17 protein-coding genes are annotated in these 17,555 nt (G+C 72.4%); 9 read left to right on the top strand and 8 right to left on the bottom strand.

Annotation, left to right across the window (positions count from 1 at the left end; all coding sequences use genetic code 11):
* The first annotated feature begins 255 nt into the window (after nucleotides 1-255).
* The 4 genes from egtA to egtD are packed head-to-tail and all read left to right on the top strand — an operon-like array spanning nucleotide 256 to nucleotide 4,704.
* On the top strand, nucleotides 256-1,605 hold the full coding sequence (gene egtA, locus ACZ4SF_RS09745; protein ID WP_468380687.1) for an ergothioneine biosynthesis glutamate--cysteine ligase EgtA: 1,350 nt from the start codon (nucleotides 256-258) through the stop codon (nucleotides 1,603-1,605).
* The gene (gene egtB / locus ACZ4SF_RS09750; RefSeq protein WP_468380690.1) at nucleotides 1,602-2,933 is read left to right on the top strand and encodes an ergothioneine biosynthesis protein EgtB; all 1,332 of its coding nucleotides are present in this window, start codon (nucleotides 1,602-1,604) and stop codon (nucleotides 2,931-2,933) included. Before egtA ends, egtB begins: the two co-directional genes overlap by 4 nt.
* Nucleotides 2,933-3,748, top strand: coding sequence for an ergothioneine biosynthesis protein EgtC (egtC, locus tag ACZ4SF_RS09755; protein WP_468380693.1), 816 nt, complete (start codon nucleotides 2,933-2,935; stop codon nucleotides 3,746-3,748). Before egtB ends, egtC begins: the two co-directional genes overlap by 1 nt.
* A complete protein-coding gene (gene egtD, locus ACZ4SF_RS09760; RefSeq protein WP_468380695.1) occupies nucleotides 3,745-4,704 on the top strand; it encodes an L-histidine N(alpha)-methyltransferase in 960 nt (319 codons plus the stop codon). The genes egtC and egtD overlap by 4 nt, the downstream gene beginning before the upstream one ends.
* Before the next feature lie 123 nt (nucleotides 4,705-4,827).
* On the opposite strand, the gene ACZ4SF_RS09765 is transcribed toward egtD, so the two are convergent.
* Nucleotides 4,828-6,081, bottom strand: coding sequence for an extracellular solute-binding protein (locus ACZ4SF_RS09765; protein ID WP_468380698.1), 1,254 nt, complete (start codon nucleotides 6,079-6,081; stop codon nucleotides 4,828-4,830).
* Nucleotides 6,082-6,294: 213 nt separating this feature from the next.
* On the opposite strand from ACZ4SF_RS09765, the gene ACZ4SF_RS09770 reads away from it, so the two are divergent.
* A complete protein-coding gene (locus ACZ4SF_RS09770) occupies nucleotides 6,295-6,510 on the top strand; it encodes a dodecin (RefSeq protein WP_067043298.1) in 216 nt (71 codons plus the stop codon).
* A gap of 42 nt (nucleotides 6,511-6,552) precedes the next feature.
* Here the strand turns inward: ACZ4SF_RS09770 and ACZ4SF_RS09775 are convergent, their stop codons facing one another.
* Nucleotides 6,553-7,044 (bottom strand): phosphatase domain-containing protein, encoded by a 492-nt coding sequence (locus ACZ4SF_RS09775; RefSeq protein WP_468380701.1) that lies wholly within the window; start codon nucleotides 7,042-7,044, stop codon nucleotides 6,553-6,555.
* A 64-nt stretch (nucleotides 7,045-7,108) separates the two neighbouring features.
* Here ACZ4SF_RS09775 and ACZ4SF_RS09780 point away from each other — a divergent pair, with 64 nt between their 5' ends.
* From ACZ4SF_RS09780 to ACZ4SF_RS09790, 3 genes are all read left to right on the top strand, one after another.
* On the top strand, nucleotides 7,109-8,116 hold the full coding sequence (locus ACZ4SF_RS09780) for an LLM class flavin-dependent oxidoreductase (protein WP_468380704.1): 1,008 nt from the start codon (nucleotides 7,109-7,111) through the stop codon (nucleotides 8,114-8,116).
* Nucleotides 8,117-8,246: 130 nt separating this feature from the next.
* Complete coding sequence (locus ACZ4SF_RS09785) at nucleotides 8,247-8,441, top strand: antitoxin (protein ID WP_468380706.1); 195 nt, start codon at nucleotides 8,247-8,249, stop codon at nucleotides 8,439-8,441.
* A 28-nt stretch (nucleotides 8,442-8,469) separates the two neighbouring features.
* Nucleotides 8,470-10,800: an ATP-binding cassette domain-containing protein gene (locus ACZ4SF_RS09790; protein WP_468380709.1), complete on the top strand. Its 2,331-nt coding sequence runs from the start codon at nucleotides 8,470-8,472 to the stop codon at nucleotides 10,798-10,800.
* Between the two features lie 164 nt (nucleotides 10,801-10,964).
* On the opposite strand, the gene ACZ4SF_RS09795 is transcribed toward ACZ4SF_RS09790, so the two are convergent.
* The 6 genes from ACZ4SF_RS09795 to ACZ4SF_RS09820 all read right to left on the bottom strand — a co-directional run bounded on the left by ACZ4SF_RS09795 (nucleotide 10,965) and on the right by ACZ4SF_RS09820 (nucleotide 16,476).
* Nucleotides 10,965-11,882: a lysophospholipid acyltransferase family protein gene (locus tag ACZ4SF_RS09795; protein ID WP_468380712.1), complete on the bottom strand. Its 918-nt coding sequence runs from the start codon at nucleotides 11,880-11,882 to the stop codon at nucleotides 10,965-10,967.
* The gene (locus ACZ4SF_RS09800; protein WP_468380715.1) at nucleotides 11,882-12,652 is read right to left on the bottom strand and encodes a GNAT family N-acetyltransferase; all 771 of its coding nucleotides are present in this window, start codon (nucleotides 12,650-12,652) and stop codon (nucleotides 11,882-11,884) included. Before ACZ4SF_RS09800 ends, ACZ4SF_RS09795 begins: the two co-directional genes overlap by 1 nt.
* Before the next feature lie 141 nt (nucleotides 12,653-12,793).
* A complete protein-coding gene (locus ACZ4SF_RS09805) occupies nucleotides 12,794-12,925 on the bottom strand; it encodes a hypothetical protein (RefSeq protein ID WP_468380718.1) in 132 nt (43 codons plus the stop codon).
* Between the two features lie 182 nt (nucleotides 12,926-13,107).
* Nucleotides 13,108-13,857: a succinate dehydrogenase/fumarate reductase iron-sulfur subunit gene (locus ACZ4SF_RS09810; RefSeq protein WP_468380721.1), complete on the bottom strand. Its 750-nt coding sequence runs from the start codon at nucleotides 13,855-13,857 to the stop codon at nucleotides 13,108-13,110.
* Nucleotides 13,854-15,803, bottom strand: a complete 1,950-nt coding sequence (locus tag ACZ4SF_RS09815) for a fumarate reductase/succinate dehydrogenase flavoprotein subunit (protein WP_468380724.1) — start codon at nucleotides 15,801-15,803, stop codon at nucleotides 13,854-13,856. Before ACZ4SF_RS09815 ends, ACZ4SF_RS09810 begins: the two co-directional genes overlap by 4 nt.
* A 1-nt stretch (nucleotide 15,804) precedes the next feature.
* Nucleotides 15,805-16,476, bottom strand: coding sequence for a succinate dehydrogenase (locus tag ACZ4SF_RS09820; RefSeq protein WP_468382438.1), 672 nt, complete (start codon nucleotides 16,474-16,476; stop codon nucleotides 15,805-15,807).
* Between the two features lie 119 nt (nucleotides 16,477-16,595).
* Here ACZ4SF_RS09820 and ACZ4SF_RS09825 point away from each other — a divergent pair, with 119 nt between their 5' ends.
* Nucleotides 16,596-17,489 (top strand): LysR family transcriptional regulator, encoded by an 894-nt coding sequence (locus ACZ4SF_RS09825; RefSeq protein WP_468380727.1) that lies wholly within the window; start codon nucleotides 16,596-16,598, stop codon nucleotides 17,487-17,489.
* Nucleotides 17,490-17,555: the final 66 nt, after the last annotated feature.

Genomic DNA, 17,555 nt, shown 5'->3' on the forward strand with positions numbered 1-17,555 from the left:
ACGGCCCGAGCGGTCTCGTCCGTTCTCGTCGTGCTCACGCACGCATCCTGGGCGATGCTGGTGAGGCGGTGCAACGGAGTTTCCCGCCCCCGGAACGGTCCGGAAACACAGAGGGAAACGGATGTGACCGATCCGGAACGTCCGGGTGCGCACCCTTGTGCGAATCGACTCGAGGGTTTTGGGTGGGACGAGTGCCGGTCCGGATCACCGATCCCGGGCCGGTGGCACGGTGGACTCTCAGGAGGATCACGAAACATGTCCGAATCACAGAACGGCGGTGACTGTACGGACCACCGCACCGCCGTCACCGAGGCCGAGGTGGAGGCCCTGGTCCGGGGCATCTGCTTCAAGACCGGACCACCCCGCGCCCTCGGTGTGGAGCTGGAGTGGCTGGTCCAGCCGCTGGAGCTGCCGCAGCTCCCCGTCCCACCCGAACGGCTCGAAGCGGTCTACGCCACCTTGCGGACCGTACCCCTGGGGTCGGCGCTCACCGTCGAACCCGGCGGCCAGCTGGAACTGAGCTCGCCGCCCGTCGGCTCCCTGACGGAGTGCATCGACACCGTCTCCGCCGACCTGGACACCGTCCGGGCCGTGCTCGCCGAGGACGGCCTCGGCCTCGCCGGCATCGGCCACGATCCCTGGCACGCGCCCCGCAGATTCCTGCACGAGCCGCGCTACGACGCCATGGAGACCTGCCTGGACCGCACGGGTCCGGCCGGCCGTCGCATGATGTGCGCCTCGGCCTCCGTCCAGGTCTGCGTGGACGCCGGCCACGAGGAGCCGGGCCCGCTGGGGCACGCCCGGCGCTGGTGGCTCGCGCACCAGCTGGGCCCGGTGCTGGTGGCCGCGTTCGCCAACTCCCCGCTGAGCGGCGGCCGGCCCACGGGCTGGCAGTCCACCCGGCAACTGCTGTGGACGGAGATCGGCGCCGGCCGGGCCGGTGCTCCCCCGCTGAACGGCGAGCCACGGGCCGCCTGGGCCCGGCATGTGCTGGACGCACCGGTGATGTGCGTCCGCCGGGACGACGGCGGGCCGTGGCACGTGCCCGAAGGCCTCACCTTCCGGGAGTGGACCCGCTCCCGGTCGCCCCGGCCGCCCACCCGGGCGGACCTCGACTACCACCTGACCACCCTGTTCCCGCCGGTCCGGCCGCGCGGCCACCTGGAGCTGCGCATGATCGACGCGCAGTCCGGTGCGGACGGCTGGATCGTGCCGCTCGCGGTGACGGCGGCGCTGTTCGACGATCCGCACGCCGCCGAGACCGCGTACCGGACCGTGAAACCGCTCGCCGAACGGGCCGTGAACCTGCCCGCTCCGCACAACCCGCTGTGGGTCGACGCGGCCCGGCTCGGCCTCGCCGATCCGGAGCTGTGCGAGGCCGCCGGCATCTGCTTCGAGGCGGCCCTGGAGGCGCTGCCCCGGCTCGGTGCCGCTGCCCGGGTCGTCGAGGCCGTGGCGGCCTACCGGGACCGCTACGTGGCCCGGGGCCGCTGCCCGGCCGACGACCTGCTGGACCGGCTGCCCGCCCTGGATCCGCCCCGGCGCCGGCCGGGCCCGGCCGGGGGCACCCCCATCGCCCACGGGAGGAAGGACATCCGCACATGACCGCCCCCGAGACCGAGACCGCCGAGACGGACACCGAGGCGCTGCGGAAGCGCGCGCTGTCCTCCCTGACCACCGCCCGTGACCGCACCACGCTGCTGACCACCTGCGTCGACGAGCCGGACCTCACCGCGCAGCACTCCCCGCTGATGTCGCCCTTGGTGTGGGACCTCGCGCACATCGGCAACCAGGAGGAGCTGTGGCTGCTGCGGGCGGTCGGCGGCCGGGAGGCGATGCGGCCCGAGATCGACAGGCTGTACGACGCGTTCGAGCATCCGCGCGCGGAGCGCCCCTCGCTGCCGCTGCTGCCGCCCGCCGAGGCCCGCCGGTACGCGGCCGAGGTGCGCGGCCGGGCGCTTGACCTGCTGGAGACGGCGGACTTCCGTGGCACCCGGCTGACCGAGGCCGGCTTCGCCTTCGGGATGATCGCCCAGCACGAACAGCAGCACGACGAGACCATGCTGATCACCCATCAGCTCCGCAGGGGTCCGCAGGTCCTGACCGCCCCGGACCCGGAACCGGCTCAGCCGTTCACCGGCCCCGCCGAAGTCCTGGTCCCCGGCGGACCGTTCACCATGGGCACCTCCGGCGAGCCGTGGGCCCTGGACAACGAACGCCCCGCGCATCCGCGGGAGGTGGCGCCGTTCTGGATCGACACCACCCCGGTCACCAACGCCGCGTACCAGGCGTTCATCGAGGACGCCGGCTACGACAGCGAGCGCTGGTGGTCGCCGGAGGGCTGGGCGCACATCCGGCAGCACGGCATCACCGCCCCCCTGTTCTGGCGCCGGGAAGGCGGCCAGTGGCTGCGGCGCCGGTTCGGGATCACGGAGCCGGTGCCGCCGGACGAGCCGGTGCTGCACGTGTGCTGGTACGAGGCGGACGCCTACGCCCGCTGGGCCGGCCGGCGGCTGCCCACCGAGACGGAGTGGGAGAAGGCGGCCCGCTTCGACCCGGCCACGGGCCGCTCGATGCGCTATCCGTGGGGTGACGCCGACCCGGCGCCCGAACACGCCAACCTGGGCCAGCGGCACCTCGGTCCCGCCCCCGCGGGCAGCTACCCGGCCGGTGAATCACCGCTCGGCGTCCGGCAGTTGATCGGCGACGTGTGGGAGTGGACGGCGAGCGACTTCCTGCCGTACCCGGGATTCCGGGCGTTCCCGTACAAGGAGTACTCCGAGGTGTTCTTCGGCTCCGACCACAAGGTGCTGCGCGGCGGTTCCTTCGCCGTGGACCCGGTGGCCTGCCGCGGCACGTTCCGCAACTGGGACTACCCGGTCCGGCGGCAGATCTTCTCCGGGTTCCGCACCGCCCGCTCGGAGACCGCCTGATGTGCCGTCATCTCGCCTACCTGGGGCCGGAAGAGCCGCTGGGCCGGCTCCTCGTGGAGCCTGCGTACAGCCTGTTCCGCCAGTCGTGGGCACCACGGCGGCAGCGGTACGGGACGGTCAACGCCGACGGTTTCGGAGTGGGCTGGTACGCCCCGGACGATCCGGTGCCGGCCCGCTACCGGCGGGCCGGGCCGATCTGGGCCGACCTGTCCTTCGCCGACCTGGCCCGGGTGGTGCGCTCCGGTGCGGTGCTCGCCGCCGTACGGGACGCGACCCTCGCGGGGGCGGACGCGGAGGCCGCGGCGGCGCCGTTCGCGGCGGGGCGGTGGCTGTTCAGCCACAACGGCGCGATCGCGGGCTGGCCGGACGCGGCGGCACCCCTGGTGTCCGCGCTGCCCCCGGTCGAGCTGCTGTCGCTGCAGGCCCGCACCGACTCGGCGTTCGTGTGGGCACTGGTCCTGCACCGGCTGCGCTCCGGGGACGAACCGGAACAAGCCCTCGGTGAGACGGTTCGCCGGTTCGCGCAGGCCGCCCCCGCTTCCCGGCTGAACCTCCTGCTCACCGACGGCACCACCATCGCCGCCACCGCCTGGGGCGACACCCTCTGGTACCGCACGGAGCCCGGCCGGGGCACGGTCGTCGCCTCCGAACCGTACGACGACGACCCGCTCTGGCAGGAGGTTCCCGACCGCACCGTGCTCACCGCGAGCCGCGCCGGCGTGCTGCTCGCCCCGCTGGAGGATCCGGCGGCCTCCCCCACTCTCGGCTCCGCTCGAGCGGAAGCACCCCCATCACCGAAGGAGCCCTGTCGTTGAGCCCCCTGCACGTCACCCGTACCCTCCCCGAGGACACGACGGACGCCGCGCTGCGCGCCGACGTCCTGCACGGCCTCACCGTCACCCCCAAGTGGCTGCCGCCCAAGTGGTTCTACGACGCCCGCGGCAGCGAGCTGTTCGAGCAGATCACCGAACTGCCCGAGTACTACCCCACGCGTGCCGAGCGGGAGATCCTCGTCGCCCGGTCCGGGGAGATCGCCGCCGCGAGCGGTGCCCGCACGCTGATCGAGCTGGGCTCGGGCTCGTCGGAGAAGACCCGCTATCTGATCGACGCGCTCCCGCTCGCGGCCTACGTCCCGGTCGACGTCAGCGAGAGCGCCCTCACCCAGGCCGGCCGGGCTCTCGTCGAGGAACGCCCGGACCTCGAAGTACACGCGCTGATCGCCGACTTCACCGCCCCGCTGACCCTGCCGGCCACTCCCGGGCCCCGGCTGCTGGCCTTCCTCGGCGGCACGATCGGCAACCTGCTGCCCGCCGAACGCGCCGCGTTCCTGGCCTCCGCGCGAGCCCTGCTCGCCCCGGGCGACGGGCTGCTGCTCGGCACCGACCTGGTCAAGGACGAACAGGTGCTGGTCCGGGCGTACGACGACGCGGCCGGGGTGACGGCCGCGTTCAACAAGAACGTGCTGGCCGTGGTCGACCGGGAGCTGGGCGCCGACTTCGACCCGGACGCCTTCGACCATGTCGCCCTGTGGGACGCCGAGCGGGAGTGGATCGAGATGCGGCTGCGCTCCCGTACCGCGCAGACCGTGAAGGTGCCCGCGCTCAACCTCGCCGTGGACTTCGCGGCGGGCGAGGAGCTGCGCACCGAGGTCTCGGCCAAGTTCCGGAAGGAGGGTGTGACCGCCGAACTGGCCGCCGTCGGCCTGGATCTGACGCACTGGTGGACGGATGCGGAGGGCCGCTTCGCGCTGTCGCTCAGCGTGGCCCGGTGAACCATTGTCAACCCCGCCCGGTGAATCCTGCCCCGTGAACCCCGCCCGGTGAACCCGGTCCCGTGAACCCGGCCCGGTGAACCCGGTCCCGTGGACCCGGCCCGGCGGGCGGGGTCCGCCGGGTCAGTTCACCTCCGGGGCGAGCGCCTCGGTGATCTTGCGTGAGGCGCGGCGGGCCTCGGTCACCGGATCCGCTCCCTCGAGCACCTGGGTCATGTACTCCTTGATCGGGTTGTCGGCCTCGACGTCGGCCCACTGAGGGGTGTGGGGGGTCGCCCGGCCGTGCGCCGCGCCCGCGGCCATGGCGGCGACCCCCTCCTTTCCCGCGACCGCACCGGCCAACGTGGTCTTGTTGGGCACGTAGTTCATGGTGCGGGCGAGTTCGGTGTCCCACTTGGCACCCGTGAGCGCTCCTACGACGGTGGTCGCGGCGAACTGGTCGTCGGTGTTCTGGGGCACGACCAGGTCGGAACCGCCGGTGAAGACGGTGCCCGGCCGGCCGGCGGTCGTGCCGGGCACGGGGAAGAAGCCGAGCTTGTCCTCCAGTTCCGGGTTCTGCCGCACGATCGCCTGGGCGAGCCCGGGTACGGCGATGATCTGCGCGACCTTGCCGCCGGCGAACACCCCGGCCTGGGGCGGGTGTTCCTCGTCGGCGTCCACGGGCCCCTCGCCCAGCGCCTGGAGCCGCCGGTAGAAGTCCATGCCGCGCAGCGCCTCCGGCGTGTCCAGGGTGCCCTGCCACGCGTAGTCCTTCTCGCGGGCGAGGTCGCCGCCCTCGTCCCAGATGAATCCGGAGAGCGTGTACCAGTCCTGTCCGGCGAGGTAGATGCCCTGGTTGCCCCCGCTGTCGAGCTTCTCAGTGCCCGCGAGCCACGCCTCGCGGGTCCTGGGCGGGGTGACGCCGGCACGCTCGAACAGGTCCTTGCGGTAGATGACGACGCGGTTGGCCGCGTACCAGGGGATGCCGTACTGCTTGTTGCCGTCCTTGCCGGGCTGGGCGAGACCGGGCAGCCACTTGTCCTTGCCCCAGTCGCGCATCGACTCCAGCGTGAGGTCCACGAGCCGGCCGCCGTCGGCGTACAGCGGCACCTGGGTGTTGCCGACCTCGATGACGTCCGGGCCGTCCGCGGACTTCCCCTCGATCGCGCCGCGGACCTTGTCCACGATGCCGGTCCATTCCTGGATGCGGATGTCCAACCGCAGATCCTCGTGGGTGCGTTCGAAGTCCTCGGTGAACCGCCGCAGGAACTCCGTCGACGCGCTGTCCTTCATCAGCCAGACGGTGACGGTCTTCCGCTCGTGTCCGCCGGGCAGCATCCCGCAGCCGCTGACGAGGGAACCGGTGACGCAGATGAGGGCGAGCAGACGACGTCTCACGAGGGGTCCTGTTCTGTCTGGCATGGGCGGTGCGGACAGGGGTGGGGGCCCGGCGTGGGGGGACGAGCACGGGTGCTCGTGCGGGTGTGCCTGGATTTTGGTATGGACCAATGCGGAGGGTCAAGGGGCAGCGGCGCCGCGTAGCCGACGCCGTGCGCGCGGAGCGCGGATACGGCACGGTGGAGTACGGCGTGACACGAGAGGAGCACCCGCATGTCGAACCACACCTACCGGGTCACCGAGATCGTCGGGACCTCGCACGAGGGCGTCGACCAGGCCATCCGCAACGGCATCGCCCGAGCCGACCAGACCCTGCGCAATCTGGACTGGTTCGAGGTGACCCAGGTCCGCGGCCAGATCGAGAACGGCCGGATCGAGCACTACCAGGTGGGCCTGAAGGTCGGCTTCCGCATCGAGGACGGCGACTGACCCGGCCCGGCGGCGGCATCCGCCGCATCCGCCGCTTCCGCCTCAGGTCCGGCCCTCGCGCTCCTGCGCGTCCTCCAGCGCGGCCGACTTGGCGGCCCAGCGGGCCCGCACGACGGTGAACCCGGCGCGCTCGGCGTCGTCGCACACCAGCTCGTCGTCGTCCACCAGGACCCGGACCTCCCGGTCCCGGGCGAGCCGGCGCAGGGTCTCCAGCTTGGTGAACCGGGCGGGCCTGCGGTCGGCGTTGCGGCGCATGTACACGCGTCCCTCGGGCAGCCCGTGGCCGGCCAGCCACGTCAGCGTGTCCTGACGGCACCGCTCGGGACGGCCCGTGAGGTAGACGACCTCGCACTCATGGGCCCGCTCGACGGCCAGCGCCACGCCCTCGGCGAGCGGCGGGTCCTGGGGCGCGGCGGCGAAGAACGCGTCCCACTCACGCGGCCGGCTCTCCAGGAAGTGCTGCCGGTGAGCGGTGTCGGCCAGGGTGTTGTCCAGGTCGAACACGGCGAGCGGGCGAGGGGTGGCGTCTTTCACACCGCCACCCTAGTGCCGGGTCGCACTCCGGGAATCTCCGGCCGGTCAGCACGTTGAACCCTGTGTGAGCAGTTCAGTCATCGCCCGGACCCGGTTCTCCGTCCTCGACCGTTCCCGTACCCGGGAGGGCCGGCCGCCCGCCGAGGCGCTGCGGGACACCGTCGCGCTGGCGCGGGAGGCGGAGGCGCTCGGTTTCCACCGGTTCTGGGTGTCGGAGCACCACGGTGTGCCCGGGGTCGCCGGTTCCGCGCCGACCGTGCTGGCCGCCGCGGTCGCCGCCGCCACCGGGACGATCCGCGTCGGCACCGGCGGGGTCATGCTTCCCAACCACCAACCGCTGGTCGTCGCCGAGCAGTTCGGGGTACTCGAGGCGCTGTTCCCCGGACGGATCGACATGGGACTCGGCCGTTCCGTGGGGTTCACGGACGGGGTGAGGAAGGCCCTGGGGCGGGACAAGGGCGACGCCGAGGACTTCGCGGCGCAGCTCGGCGAGCTGCTGGACTGGTTCACGGGCAGCTCGCCGACCGGGGTGCACGCCCGCCCGGCGGAGGGGCTGACGGTGCCGCCGTTCGTGCTGGCCATGGGAGAGGGCGTGCGGATCGCGGCCCGCGCCGGTCTGCCCATGGTCATCGGTGATCTGCGCAACCGGGAGAAGATGCTCCTCGGCATCGACCGGTACCGCTCCCTGTTCCGGCCCTCCCCCTGGGCGTCCGAGCCGTACGTCGTGATCTCCGGCACCGTCGCGGTCGCCGGCACCGAGGCGGAGGCCCGGCGGCTGCTGGTGCCCGAGGCCTGGTCGATGGCGTACTCACGCACCCACGGCACGTTCCCCTCGCTGGCCCCCGCCGAGTCGGTCGAGGCGCACGCGATGACCGCGAGGGAGCGGGAGTTCTACGAGTCCGGGCTCGCCGGGCACATCGCCGGAACCGAGGAGCAGGTCGCCCACGAGCTGGAGACGGTGCTGAAGGAGACCGGCGCCGAGGAGGTCCTGGTCACCACCAGCACCTACGACCGTGCGGCCCTGCTGGACTCCCACCGGCGGCTCGCCGGGCTCTTCGCGCCGGGCCACTGAACCGATGAGCCGCTGACCCGATGACCCGCTGACCCTACGAACTGCCGAGCCGCCGAGCCGCCCGAGATGCGTTCCCGGGCACGGGCGGTGAACCTGGTAGGGCAAGCCTCAACCGAAGAGGAGGGCTGCCATGTCCTTCATGGACAGGATCAAGGGCATGCTCAAGGGCCACGAAGACATGGCCGACAAGGGCATCGACAGGGGTGGCGACGCCATCGACCAGCGCACCGGGAACAAGTACCGTTCCCAGGTCGACACCGGGCAGGACAAGCTGAGGGACGAGTTCGGCACCCGGCCGCAGGACCGGGGCAACCCTCCGCAGTAGTGGCTCAGGGGGCGGATAGAGTTCCCCGATGCACAGCCCCCACGATCCGTACATCCGCGTCCGCGGTGCCCGTGAGCACAACCTCAAGGGCGTCGACGTGGACGTCCCCCGGGACGTACTGGCCGTGTTCACCGGCGTCTCCGGCTCCGGCAAGTCCTCCCTGGCGTTCGGCACGATCTACGCCGAGGCCCAGCGGCGGTACTTCGAGTCGGTCGCGCCCTACGCGCGCAGGCTCATCCACCAGGTCGGGGCGCCCAAGGTGGGCGAGATCACCGGGCTGCCGCCCGCCGTCTCACTGCAGCAGCGCCGCTCGGCGCCCACGTCGCGCTCCTCGGTGGGCACGGTCACCAACCTCTCCAACTCCCTGCGCATGCTGTACTCGCGCGCCGGGGAGTATCCGCCCGGCGCCGGGCGGCTCGACTCGGACGCGTTCTCGCCGAACACCGCGGCCGGCGCGTGTCCCGAGTGCCACGGCCTCGGGCAGGTGCACGACACCAGCGAGGAACTGCTGGTCCCCGACGCCTCGCTGTCGGTCCGTGCGGGCGCCGTAGCGGCCTGGCCGGGCGCCTGGCAGGGCAAGAACCTGCGGGACATCCTCGACACCCTCGGGTACGACGTCGACCGGCCCTGGCGCGAACTTCCCGCCGAGCAGCGCGAGTGGATCCTGTTCACGGACGAGCAGCCGGTCGTCACCGTGCACCCGGTCCGGGACGCGGACCGCATCCAACGGCCGTACCAGGGCACGTACATGAGCGCCCGCCGGTACGTGCTGAAGACGTTCTCCGACACCAGGTCGGCCACCCTGCGGGCGAAGGCGGAGCGGTTCCTGACCAGTGCGCCCTGCCCGGCCTGCCGCGGCAGCCGGCTGCGTCCGGAGGCGCTCGCGGTGACCTTCGGCGGCCGGACCATCGCCGAACTGGCCGCGCTGCCCCTGACCGACCTCGCCGGGCTGCTCGACGGCGGCACGGAGACCGCCAGGGTGCTCACCGAGGATCTGAAGTCCCGCATCGCACCGGTGGTCGAGCTGGGCCTCGGCTATCTCAGCCTGGACCGGGCCACCCCCACCCTCTCGGCGGGCGAGCTGCAACGGCTGCGGCTCGCCACGCAGTTGCGCTCCGGACTGTTCGGTGTGGTCTACGTGCTGGACGAGCCGTCCGCCGGGCTGCACCCGGCGGACACCGAGGCGCTGCTGACGGTACTGGACCGGCTGAAGACGGCCGGGAACTCGGTGTTCGTGGTGGAGCACCACCTGGAGGTGGTGCGCGGCGCCGACTGGCTGGTGGACGTGGGCCCCGGCGCGGGCGAACACGGAGGGCAGGTGCTGTACAGCGGGCCGGTGGCCGAGCTGGCCTCGGTCGAGGAGTCGGCGACGGCCGCGTTCCTCTTCGACGAGGCGCCCGGGCCCGCACGTGAGGTCCGGCAGCCGCGCGGCTGGCTGAAGGTGGGTCCGGTGAGCCGCCACAACCTGCGTGCGGTGACGGCCGAGTTCCCGCTCGGCGCCTTCAGCGCGGTCACGGGGGTCTCCGGATCCGGGAAGTCCACGCTCATCGGCGAGCTGACGCAGGAGCTCGAAGGGGTCGGGCGGCTGGTCCGGGTCGACCAGAAGCCCATCGGCCGCACCCCGCGGTCCAACCTGGCCACCTACACCGGCCTGTTCGACGTCGTGCGCAAGGTGTTCGCCGGCACCGGGGAGGCGCGGGCGCGCGGCTACGGGGTGGGGCGGTTCTCCTTCAATGTGCCCGGCGGGCGCTGTGAGACCTGCCAGGGCGAGGGGTTCGTCAGCGTGGAGCTGCTGTTCCTGCCGAGCACGTACGCACCCTGTCCGGACTGCGGCGGCGCCCGCTACAACCCCGGGACGCTCGAGGTGACGTACCGGGGACGGTCCATCGCCGAGGTGCTCGACCTGACCGTGGAGGCCGCGGCGGAGTTCTTCGCGGACACCCCGGCCGCCGCCCGCAGTCTGGGCACCCTGCTCGACGTGGGCCTCGGCTATCTGCGGCTCGGCCAGCCCGCCACCGAGCTGTCCGGCGGGGAGGCACAGCGGATCAAGCTGGCGAGCGAGCTGCAGCGCGGGCGCCGGGGCCACACGCTGTACCTGCTGGACGAGCCGACGACCGGACTGCACCCGGCCGACGTGGAGGTGCTGATGGACCGGCTGCACGGGCTGGTCGACGGCGGGCACACGGTCGTGGTGGTCGAGCACGACATGACGGTGGTCGCCGGCGCCGACTGGGTGATCGACCTGGGCCCGGGGGGCGGCGACCGGGGCGGCCGGATCGTGGCGGCCGGCCCGCCGGAGCGCGTGGCCCGGACGGCGGGCAGCGCGACGGCGCCCTATCTGGCACGGGTCATGCCGTGAGCGTCGAGCGCCCCCACCGGTGCGCAAGGCACCGGTGCGGCAACCGAGTCGGGCAAGAACGGCAGCCCGAAGGGGTCCGGCGCCCGGGGCGTTTCCGGCCCCCCCGGAGCCTGGGCCTCCGGGCCGACCACGTGGTGGAGGTGCCGTTCGACGCCGCGCCGCAGTCAGCGCGCCGGCAGCTGAAGGGGTCGCGCCCCGCCGCCGTGGGCGCCTGCCTGCGGTTGGCGGAGCTGGTCGTGGGACCCCACCGGCGTGCCCGCGACGAGGGCGGCATGGGTCCAGGCGGGCTCGGGTGAGTCGGGCTGGGCCGCGTGAGCGAGGGCCCGGCGGTCGGCGTGGGCGCCCGGTGGGATCACCGGGCGTACGTCCACCTCGGCGACCAGGCCCCGGGTGCGGGCCACCCGCCACAGGGAGGCGAGCAGGGTGTCCTCGCCGACGAAGGCCGCCGCCGTGCCGGTTCCGCCGTCCTGCTGGCGGTAGCGCAGCCTGACCGGCTGGACGGGCACGCCCGCGTCGAGCGCGGCCTGGAAGACGGCACGGTGGAAGCGGCCGTGGGCCCGGCCGCACCAGGTGCTGCCCTCGGGGAAGGCGGACACGGCCGCGCCCTCGCGCAGGGCGCCCGCGATCCGCGAGACGGTCTGCGGCAGGGCGCGCAGCCGGTCCCGCTCGATGAAGAGAACCCCGCCGCGGGCGGCGAGCGGGCCCGCCACCGGCCACTGCCGGATCTCGGTCTTGGCGAGCATCCGGGCGGGACGTACGGCGGCGAGCAGCGGGATGTCGAGCCACGAGACGTGGTTGGCGACCAGCAGCAGCCCGCCGGCCGGCGGGGCCGAGCCGGTGATCCGGACCCGGACGCCCATGGCTCGCACGATCGTCCGGCACCATCGCCTGACCCACTCGGCGGGTATCCTCCCCCGCAGGCGGGGGCACCCCCAGCCGAGCGCGGACAGCGCGATTCCGGCCAGCAGCAGGATCACGACCGTGGCGATCCGCAGGACGGCACGCGGGACGGCCACGGCGGTCCTGGCCGGCTCCACACAGACGCCCGGGCTGCAGGGCGCGCTGGGCAGCCAGACGCTCATCAGGCCGGCACGAGGGAGAGGAAGTGCCGCAGATAGCGCTGGTTGACGCGGCGCATCGACAGCAGCACGTACAGGTCGGCGACCCCGAAGTCCGGGTCGTGGGCGGGCTCGCCGCACACCCAGGCGCCCAGGCGGAGGTAGCCGCGCAGCAGGGCGGGCAGCTCGGTGCGGTCGGCCGGGGCCTGGGCGTTCGGGACCCACGGCAGCAGCGGCCGGACCCGGAACTCCTCGGGCGCCAGGTGCTTGGCGCGGACCCGCTCCCAGGTACCGGTGGCGAGGACGCCGCCGTCGGCGAGCGGCACCGAACAGCAGCCCGCCAGCCACTCGTGGCCCCGGTCGGTCATGTACCGGGCTATGCCGGCCCAGATCAGGCCGATCACGGCGCCGTCGCGGTGGTCGGGGTGGACGCAGGAGCGGCCGACCTCGACCAGTCCGGGCCGGATCGCGTCGAGCGCGCCCAGGTCGAACTCGCCCTCGGAGTAGAGCCGGCCGGCGACCGCGGCGCGCTCGGGTGGCAGCAGCCGGTAGGTGCCGACGACCTGCCCGGTCTCCGTGTCGTGCACGAGCAGGTGGTCGCAGTAGGCGTCGAAGGCGTCGACGTCGTGTCCCGGCTCCGTGGTGGCCAGCAGGGCACCCATCTCGCCGGCGAAGACGTCGTGCCGCAGCCGCTGGGCGGCACGCACGTCGCCCTCGTCACGGGCGAGGGTGACGCGGTAGCGGGTGGGTGCCGCGGGCTGCGGGGGACGGTCGAGGGTGGAAACGCCGGTCATGGCTCTCTCCTGGTCACGGGCCGGTTCGGCGACAGCGGCGGGCCAGGTGCGTACGACCCGCCGCTCCAGTTCTTCCGACGCCGGTTGGCGTGCGCGTGACCTCTGCCAGGAGAGCGGATGTGGGGATGTTGAACGGCGGGGTCAGCCGTCCTCGGTCGCGCAGCCGGCGAGCAGCCGCGTGGCCTCCTCGGGAGCGAGTACGCGCTCCAGGACGAGGTCGCCGGTCATGTGCGCGGGAAGAACCGGCCCGCGGCGACGGCGTCGAGGAGGCACTGCGTCCCGTGGCTCCCGAAGATCATGGGCGGAGACTACAGGGGCCCCGGAAACCAGACGGGGCCGGGTGAGCACCGCTCCCGGCCCCGCCCGCCCGCCACTCGGCGAACGCTCGGTGGCGCCCCGTGAGGGGCGCGGGGAACTGCGCGAGCAGCCGCAACGCTCCCGCAGCCCCGAGGCGATCAGCGCTTCCCCGCCTTCCGGGTGGCCCTGAGCCACTCCTTGTTCATGCTCGTGATCGACATCAGCGGAATCCCCTTGGGACAGGCGGTGGCGCACTCGCCGGTGAGAGTGCACCCGCCGAACCCTTCCGCATCCATCTGCGCGACCATGTCCAGCACCCGCGTCTCCCGCTCGGGCGCGCCCTGGGGCAGCACGTTCAGATGGTTGACCTTGGCGGAGGTGAACAGCATCGCCGCCCCGTTGGGACACGCGGCCACACATGCCCCGCAGCCGATGCACTCCGCGTGCTCGAACGCGAAGTCGGCGTCGGCCTTGGGCACCGCCGTGGCGTGCGCCTCGGGCGCGGACCCGGTCGGCGCGGTGATGTAGCCGCCGGCCTGGATGATCCTGTCGAACGCCGACCGGTCCACGACCAGGTCCTTGATCACCGGGAAGGCGGACGCCCGCCACGGCTCGATGTCGATCGTGTCGCCGTCCTGGAAGGACCGCATGTGCAGCTGGCAGGTGGTGGTGCGCTCCGGCCCGTGCGCGTCGCCGTTGATGACCAGCGAGCAGGCGCCGCAGATGCCCTCACGGCAGTCGTGGTCGAAGGCGACCGGCTCCTCGCCGGAGAGGATGAGCTGTTCGTTGAGGACGTCCAGCATCTCCAGGAAGGACATGTCGGGCGAGATGTCGTCCACCTCGTAGGTGGACATCGCTCCTTCGGCGCCGGCGTTCTTCTGCCGCCAGACGCGCAGGGTGAGCTTCATGCGTAGCTCCGCTGGGTGGGGTGGACGTACTCGAAGACCAGGTCTTCCTTGTGCAGGACGGGAGGCTCGCCGGTGCCGGTGAACTCCCAGGCCGCCGCGTAGGCGAACTCGTCGTCCCTGCGGGCCGCTTCGCCGTCCGGGGTCTGGGACTCCTCGCGGAAGTGGCCGCCGCAGGACTCGGCGCGGTGCAGTGCGTCGAGGCACATCAGTTCGGCGAGTTCCAGGTAGTCGACGACGCGGTTGGCCTTCTCCAGCGACTGGTTGAACTCCTCGCCGGTGCCGGGCACCTTGATCCGGCGCCAGAACTCCTCGCGGATCTGCGGGATGCGTTCCAGGGCCTTGCGCAGACCGCCGTCGGTGCGGGCCATGCCGCAGAACTCCCACATGAGTTCGCCGAGTTCGCGGTGGAAGGAGTCGGGGGTGCGGTCTCCGTCCACAGCCAGCAGCAGGTTGATCCGGTCCTCTGTCTCGGCCAGGGTCTCCTGGACCACCGGGTGTCCGGCGGTGACCGGCTCCTGGTGCGGGTTGCGGGCCAGGTAGTCGTTGATGGTGGCCGGCAGCACGAAGTAGCCGTCGGCGAGGCCCTGCATCAGCGCGGAGGCGCCGAGCCGGTTGGCGCCGTGGTCGGAGAAGTTGGCCTCTCCGACGGCGAACAGGCCGGGGATGGTGGTCTGCAGGTCGTAGTCGACCCACAGGCCGCCCATCGTGTAGTGCACGGCCGGGTAGATCCGCATCGGCACCTCGTACGGATCCTCGTCGGTGATCCGCTGGTACATGTCGAAGAGGTTGCCGTACCGGGCCTCGACCGCCTTGCGGCCCATGCGCTCGATGGCGTCGGCGAAGTCGAGGTAGACACCCTGTCCGCCGGGGCCCACTCCCCTGCCCTCGTCGCAGACGTTCTTCGCGGCGCGGGAGGCGATGTCACGCGGGACCAGGTTGCCGAAGGACGGGTAGATGCGCTCCAGGTAGTAGTCGCGCTCGTCCTCGGGGATCCGGTTCGGCGGCCGGTCGTCGCCCTTGGCCTTCGGCACCCAGATACGGCCGTCGTTGCGCAGCGACTCGCTCATCAGCGTCAGCTTGGACTGGTGGTCGCCGGTGCGCGGGATGCAGGTCGGGTGGATCTGGGTGAAGCAGGGGTTGGCGAAGTGGGCGCCGCGCCGGTGCGCCCGCCAGACGGCGGTCGCGTTGGAGTTCATGGCGTTGGTCGACAGGTAGAAGACGTTGCCGTAGCCGCCGCTGGCGAGGACGACGGCGTCGGCGAAGTACGTGTCGATCTTGCCGGTGATCAGGTCCCTCGCCACGATCCCGCGGGCCCGCCCGTCGACGACGATCAGGTCCAGCATCTCGGTGCGCGGGTGCATCTCCACGTTGCCCGCGGCGATCTGCCTGCTGAGGGCCTGGTACGCGCCGAGCAGCAGCTGCTGGCCTGTCTGGCCGCGGGCGTAGAAGGTGCGGGAGACCTGGACGCCGCCGAACGAGCGGGTGTCGAGCAGGCCGCCGTACTCGCGGGCGAACGGCACGCCCTGGGCCACGCACTGGTCGATGATCTCGACGGAGATCTGTGCGAGGCGGTGCACGTTGGACTCGCGGGCCCGGAAATCACCGCCCTTGACGGTGTCGTAGAAGAGGCGGTGGATGGAGTCGCCGTCGTTGCGGTAGTTCTTCGCCGCGTTGATACCGCCCTGCGCGGCGATGGAGTGGGCACGGCGCGGGGAGTCCTGGTAGCAGAACTGGACGACGTGGTAGCCCTGTTCGGCGAGGGTGGCGCCCGCCGAGCCGCCGGCGAGGCCGGTGCCGACGACGATGACGGTGTGCTTGCGCCGGTTGGCGGGGTTGACCAGCTTGGCCTCGAAGCGGCGCTTGTCCCAGCGCTCGTGGACCGGGCCGGCGGGAGCCTTGCCGTCGACGGCGGGTTCGCCGGTCGTGTAGTTCACGTAGTCGGTCATGTCAGCTCACCACTCCGGTCATGACGCCCACGGGTACGGCGACGAAACCGGCCGTGAGCAGCAGCGCGAGGACGTCGGCGGCGGTCTTCAGGGCGCGGTCGCGGGCGCGGCTGCCGACGCCGAGGGTCTGGGCCGCGCTCCAGAAGCCGTGCCGGATGTGCAGGCCGAGCGCGAGCATCGCGACGATGTAGACGACGTTGCCGTACCAGGTGGAGAAGGTGTCCACGACGTTCTGGTACGGGTGGCCCTCCTGGAAGCCCCCGGAGTGCACGGTGCCGGTGGTCAGGTCGAGGACGTGCCACACGATGAACAGGCCGAGGATGACGCCGCCCCAGCGCATGGTGCGGGTGGCGTAGCTCGCCCTCGGCTTCTTGTGCACGTACTTGCTCGGCCGTGCCCTGATGTCGCGGCGGCTGAGCTGGTACGCGGACGTGGCGTGGGCGACCACGGCGAGGACGAGGACGATGCGGACGAGCCAGAGGGTCCACTCGTAGTGCATGAAGGGTTCGCCGACCGTGCGCAGCCAGTGCCCGTAGTGGTTGAACTCCCCGGCACCGAAGAAGATCTTCAGGTTGCCGATCACATGGGCGACCAGGTACAGCAGCATGATCACGCCACTGACGGCCATGACCGACTTCTTGCCGACGGAGCTGTCCCACACGGTGCGTGCCATGGACGGCCGTCGGTCCGTCCGCGTTGCCAGTGCCATGACCAGCACGCTAGGGCCCGGGGTGCCGATCGGTCCAAGACATGGTCCGGCTTGATTCCATAGGCTGGGCCTATTCTGGTGGCATGCAGTTCCAGCAGCTCCAGTACTTCGTGGCCGTCGCCGAGACCCGGCACTTCACCCGGGCCGCCGAGCTGGTCCACGTCGCCCAGCCGTCGCTGTCCCAGCAGATCAAGGCGCTGGAGCGGGAGCTGGGCGCGGATCTCTTCCTGCGCGCCCGGGGCAACATCACACTGACCGACGCCGGTGAGGCGCTGCTGCCGCTGGCCCGGCGCATCCTGGCGGACGCGGACACCGCCCGGTACGAGGTGCAGGAGCTGGTGCAGCTGCGGCGGGGGCGGGTGCGGCTGGGGGCCACACCGAGCCTGTGCACGGGCTTGCTGCCGGATGTGCTGCGGGCCTTCCACGACCGGTATCCGGGGATCCGCCTGATGATCGAGGAGGGCGGCTCGCACGACCTGGTGCGGGAGCTGGCCCGCGGCGCGCTGGACCTGGCGCTGGTCGTGCTGCCGCTGCCGACGCCGGCGCCCGCGCTGACGACCGTGGAGCTGCTGCGCGAGGACCTGGTGGTGGTGTCCTCGCCGGAGGCACCGGTACCGGGCACCTCCTGGGCGGGCGACCGGGTCGTGCGCATCGCGGACCTGGAGAGCGAGCGCCTGGTGATGTTCCGGCACGGCTACGACCTCAGAGAGCTGACCGTCGCGGCGTGCCGCTCCGCCGGGTTCGAGCCCGAGTTCGCCGTCGAGGGGGGCGAGATGGACGCGGTACTGGGATTCGTCCGGGCGGGGCTGGGGGTGGCCGTGGTGCCGCGGATGGTGGCTGCTCGGGCGGGGCAGGGGCTGAGGGTCACTCCGTTGGCCCGGCCGGGGTTGCAACGGACCATTGCGCTGGCTCACCGCAGTGACGTCGCTCCGCCCCGGGCCGCGCGGGAGCTTCAGCGGATGCTGCTCGAGCGGTGAGAGGCGGTCCGTTCGGACGCGTCGGCCGGGTACGGACCGTTCCGGGGTACGGACCGTTCCGGGGCG

Source organism: Streptomyces sp. NPDC027663, from assembly GCF_055566415.1.

What these genes read in the sequence shown, in the direction of transcription:
- ACZ4SF_RS09795 (WP_468380712.1), bottom strand. Translation starts at nt 11,882, where the DNA reads ATGAGCGTCTGGCTGCCCAGCGCGCCCTGCAGCCCGGGCGTCTGTGTG.
- ACZ4SF_RS09815 (WP_468380724.1), bottom strand. Translation starts at nt 15,803, where the DNA reads ATGACCGACTACGTGAACTACACGACCGGCGAACCCGCCGTCGACGGC.
- ACZ4SF_RS09770 (WP_067043298.1), top strand. Translation starts at nt 6,295, where the DNA reads ATGTCGAACCACACCTACCGGGTCACCGAGATCGTCGGGACCTCGCAC.
- egtC (WP_468380693.1), top strand. Translation starts at nt 2,933, where the DNA reads ATGTGCCGTCATCTCGCCTACCTGGGGCCGGAAGAGCCGCTGGGCCGG.
- ACZ4SF_RS09810 (WP_468380721.1), bottom strand. Translation starts at nt 13,857, where the DNA reads ATGAAGCTCACCCTGCGCGTCTGGCGGCAGAAGAACGCCGGCGCCGAA.
- ACZ4SF_RS09825 (WP_468380727.1), top strand. Translation starts at nt 16,596, where the DNA reads ATGCAGTTCCAGCAGCTCCAGTACTTCGTGGCCGTCGCCGAGACCCGG.
- ACZ4SF_RS09800 (WP_468380715.1), bottom strand. Translation starts at nt 12,652, where the DNA reads ATGACCGGCGTTTCCACCCTCGACCGTCCCCCGCAGCCCGCGGCACCC.
- egtA (WP_468380687.1), top strand. Translation starts at nt 256, where the DNA reads ATGTCCGAATCACAGAACGGCGGTGACTGTACGGACCACCGCACCGCC.
- ACZ4SF_RS09790 (WP_468380709.1), top strand. Translation starts at nt 8,470, where the DNA reads ATGCACAGCCCCCACGATCCGTACATCCGCGTCCGCGGTGCCCGTGAG.
- ACZ4SF_RS09820 (WP_468382438.1), bottom strand. Translation starts at nt 16,476, where the DNA reads ATGGCACGCACCGTGTGGGACAGCTCCGTCGGCAAGAAGTCGGTCATG.
- ACZ4SF_RS09785 (WP_468380706.1), top strand. Translation starts at nt 8,247, where the DNA reads ATGTCCTTCATGGACAGGATCAAGGGCATGCTCAAGGGCCACGAAGAC.
- egtB (WP_468380690.1), top strand. Translation starts at nt 1,602, where the DNA reads ATGACCGCCCCCGAGACCGAGACCGCCGAGACGGACACCGAGGCGCTG.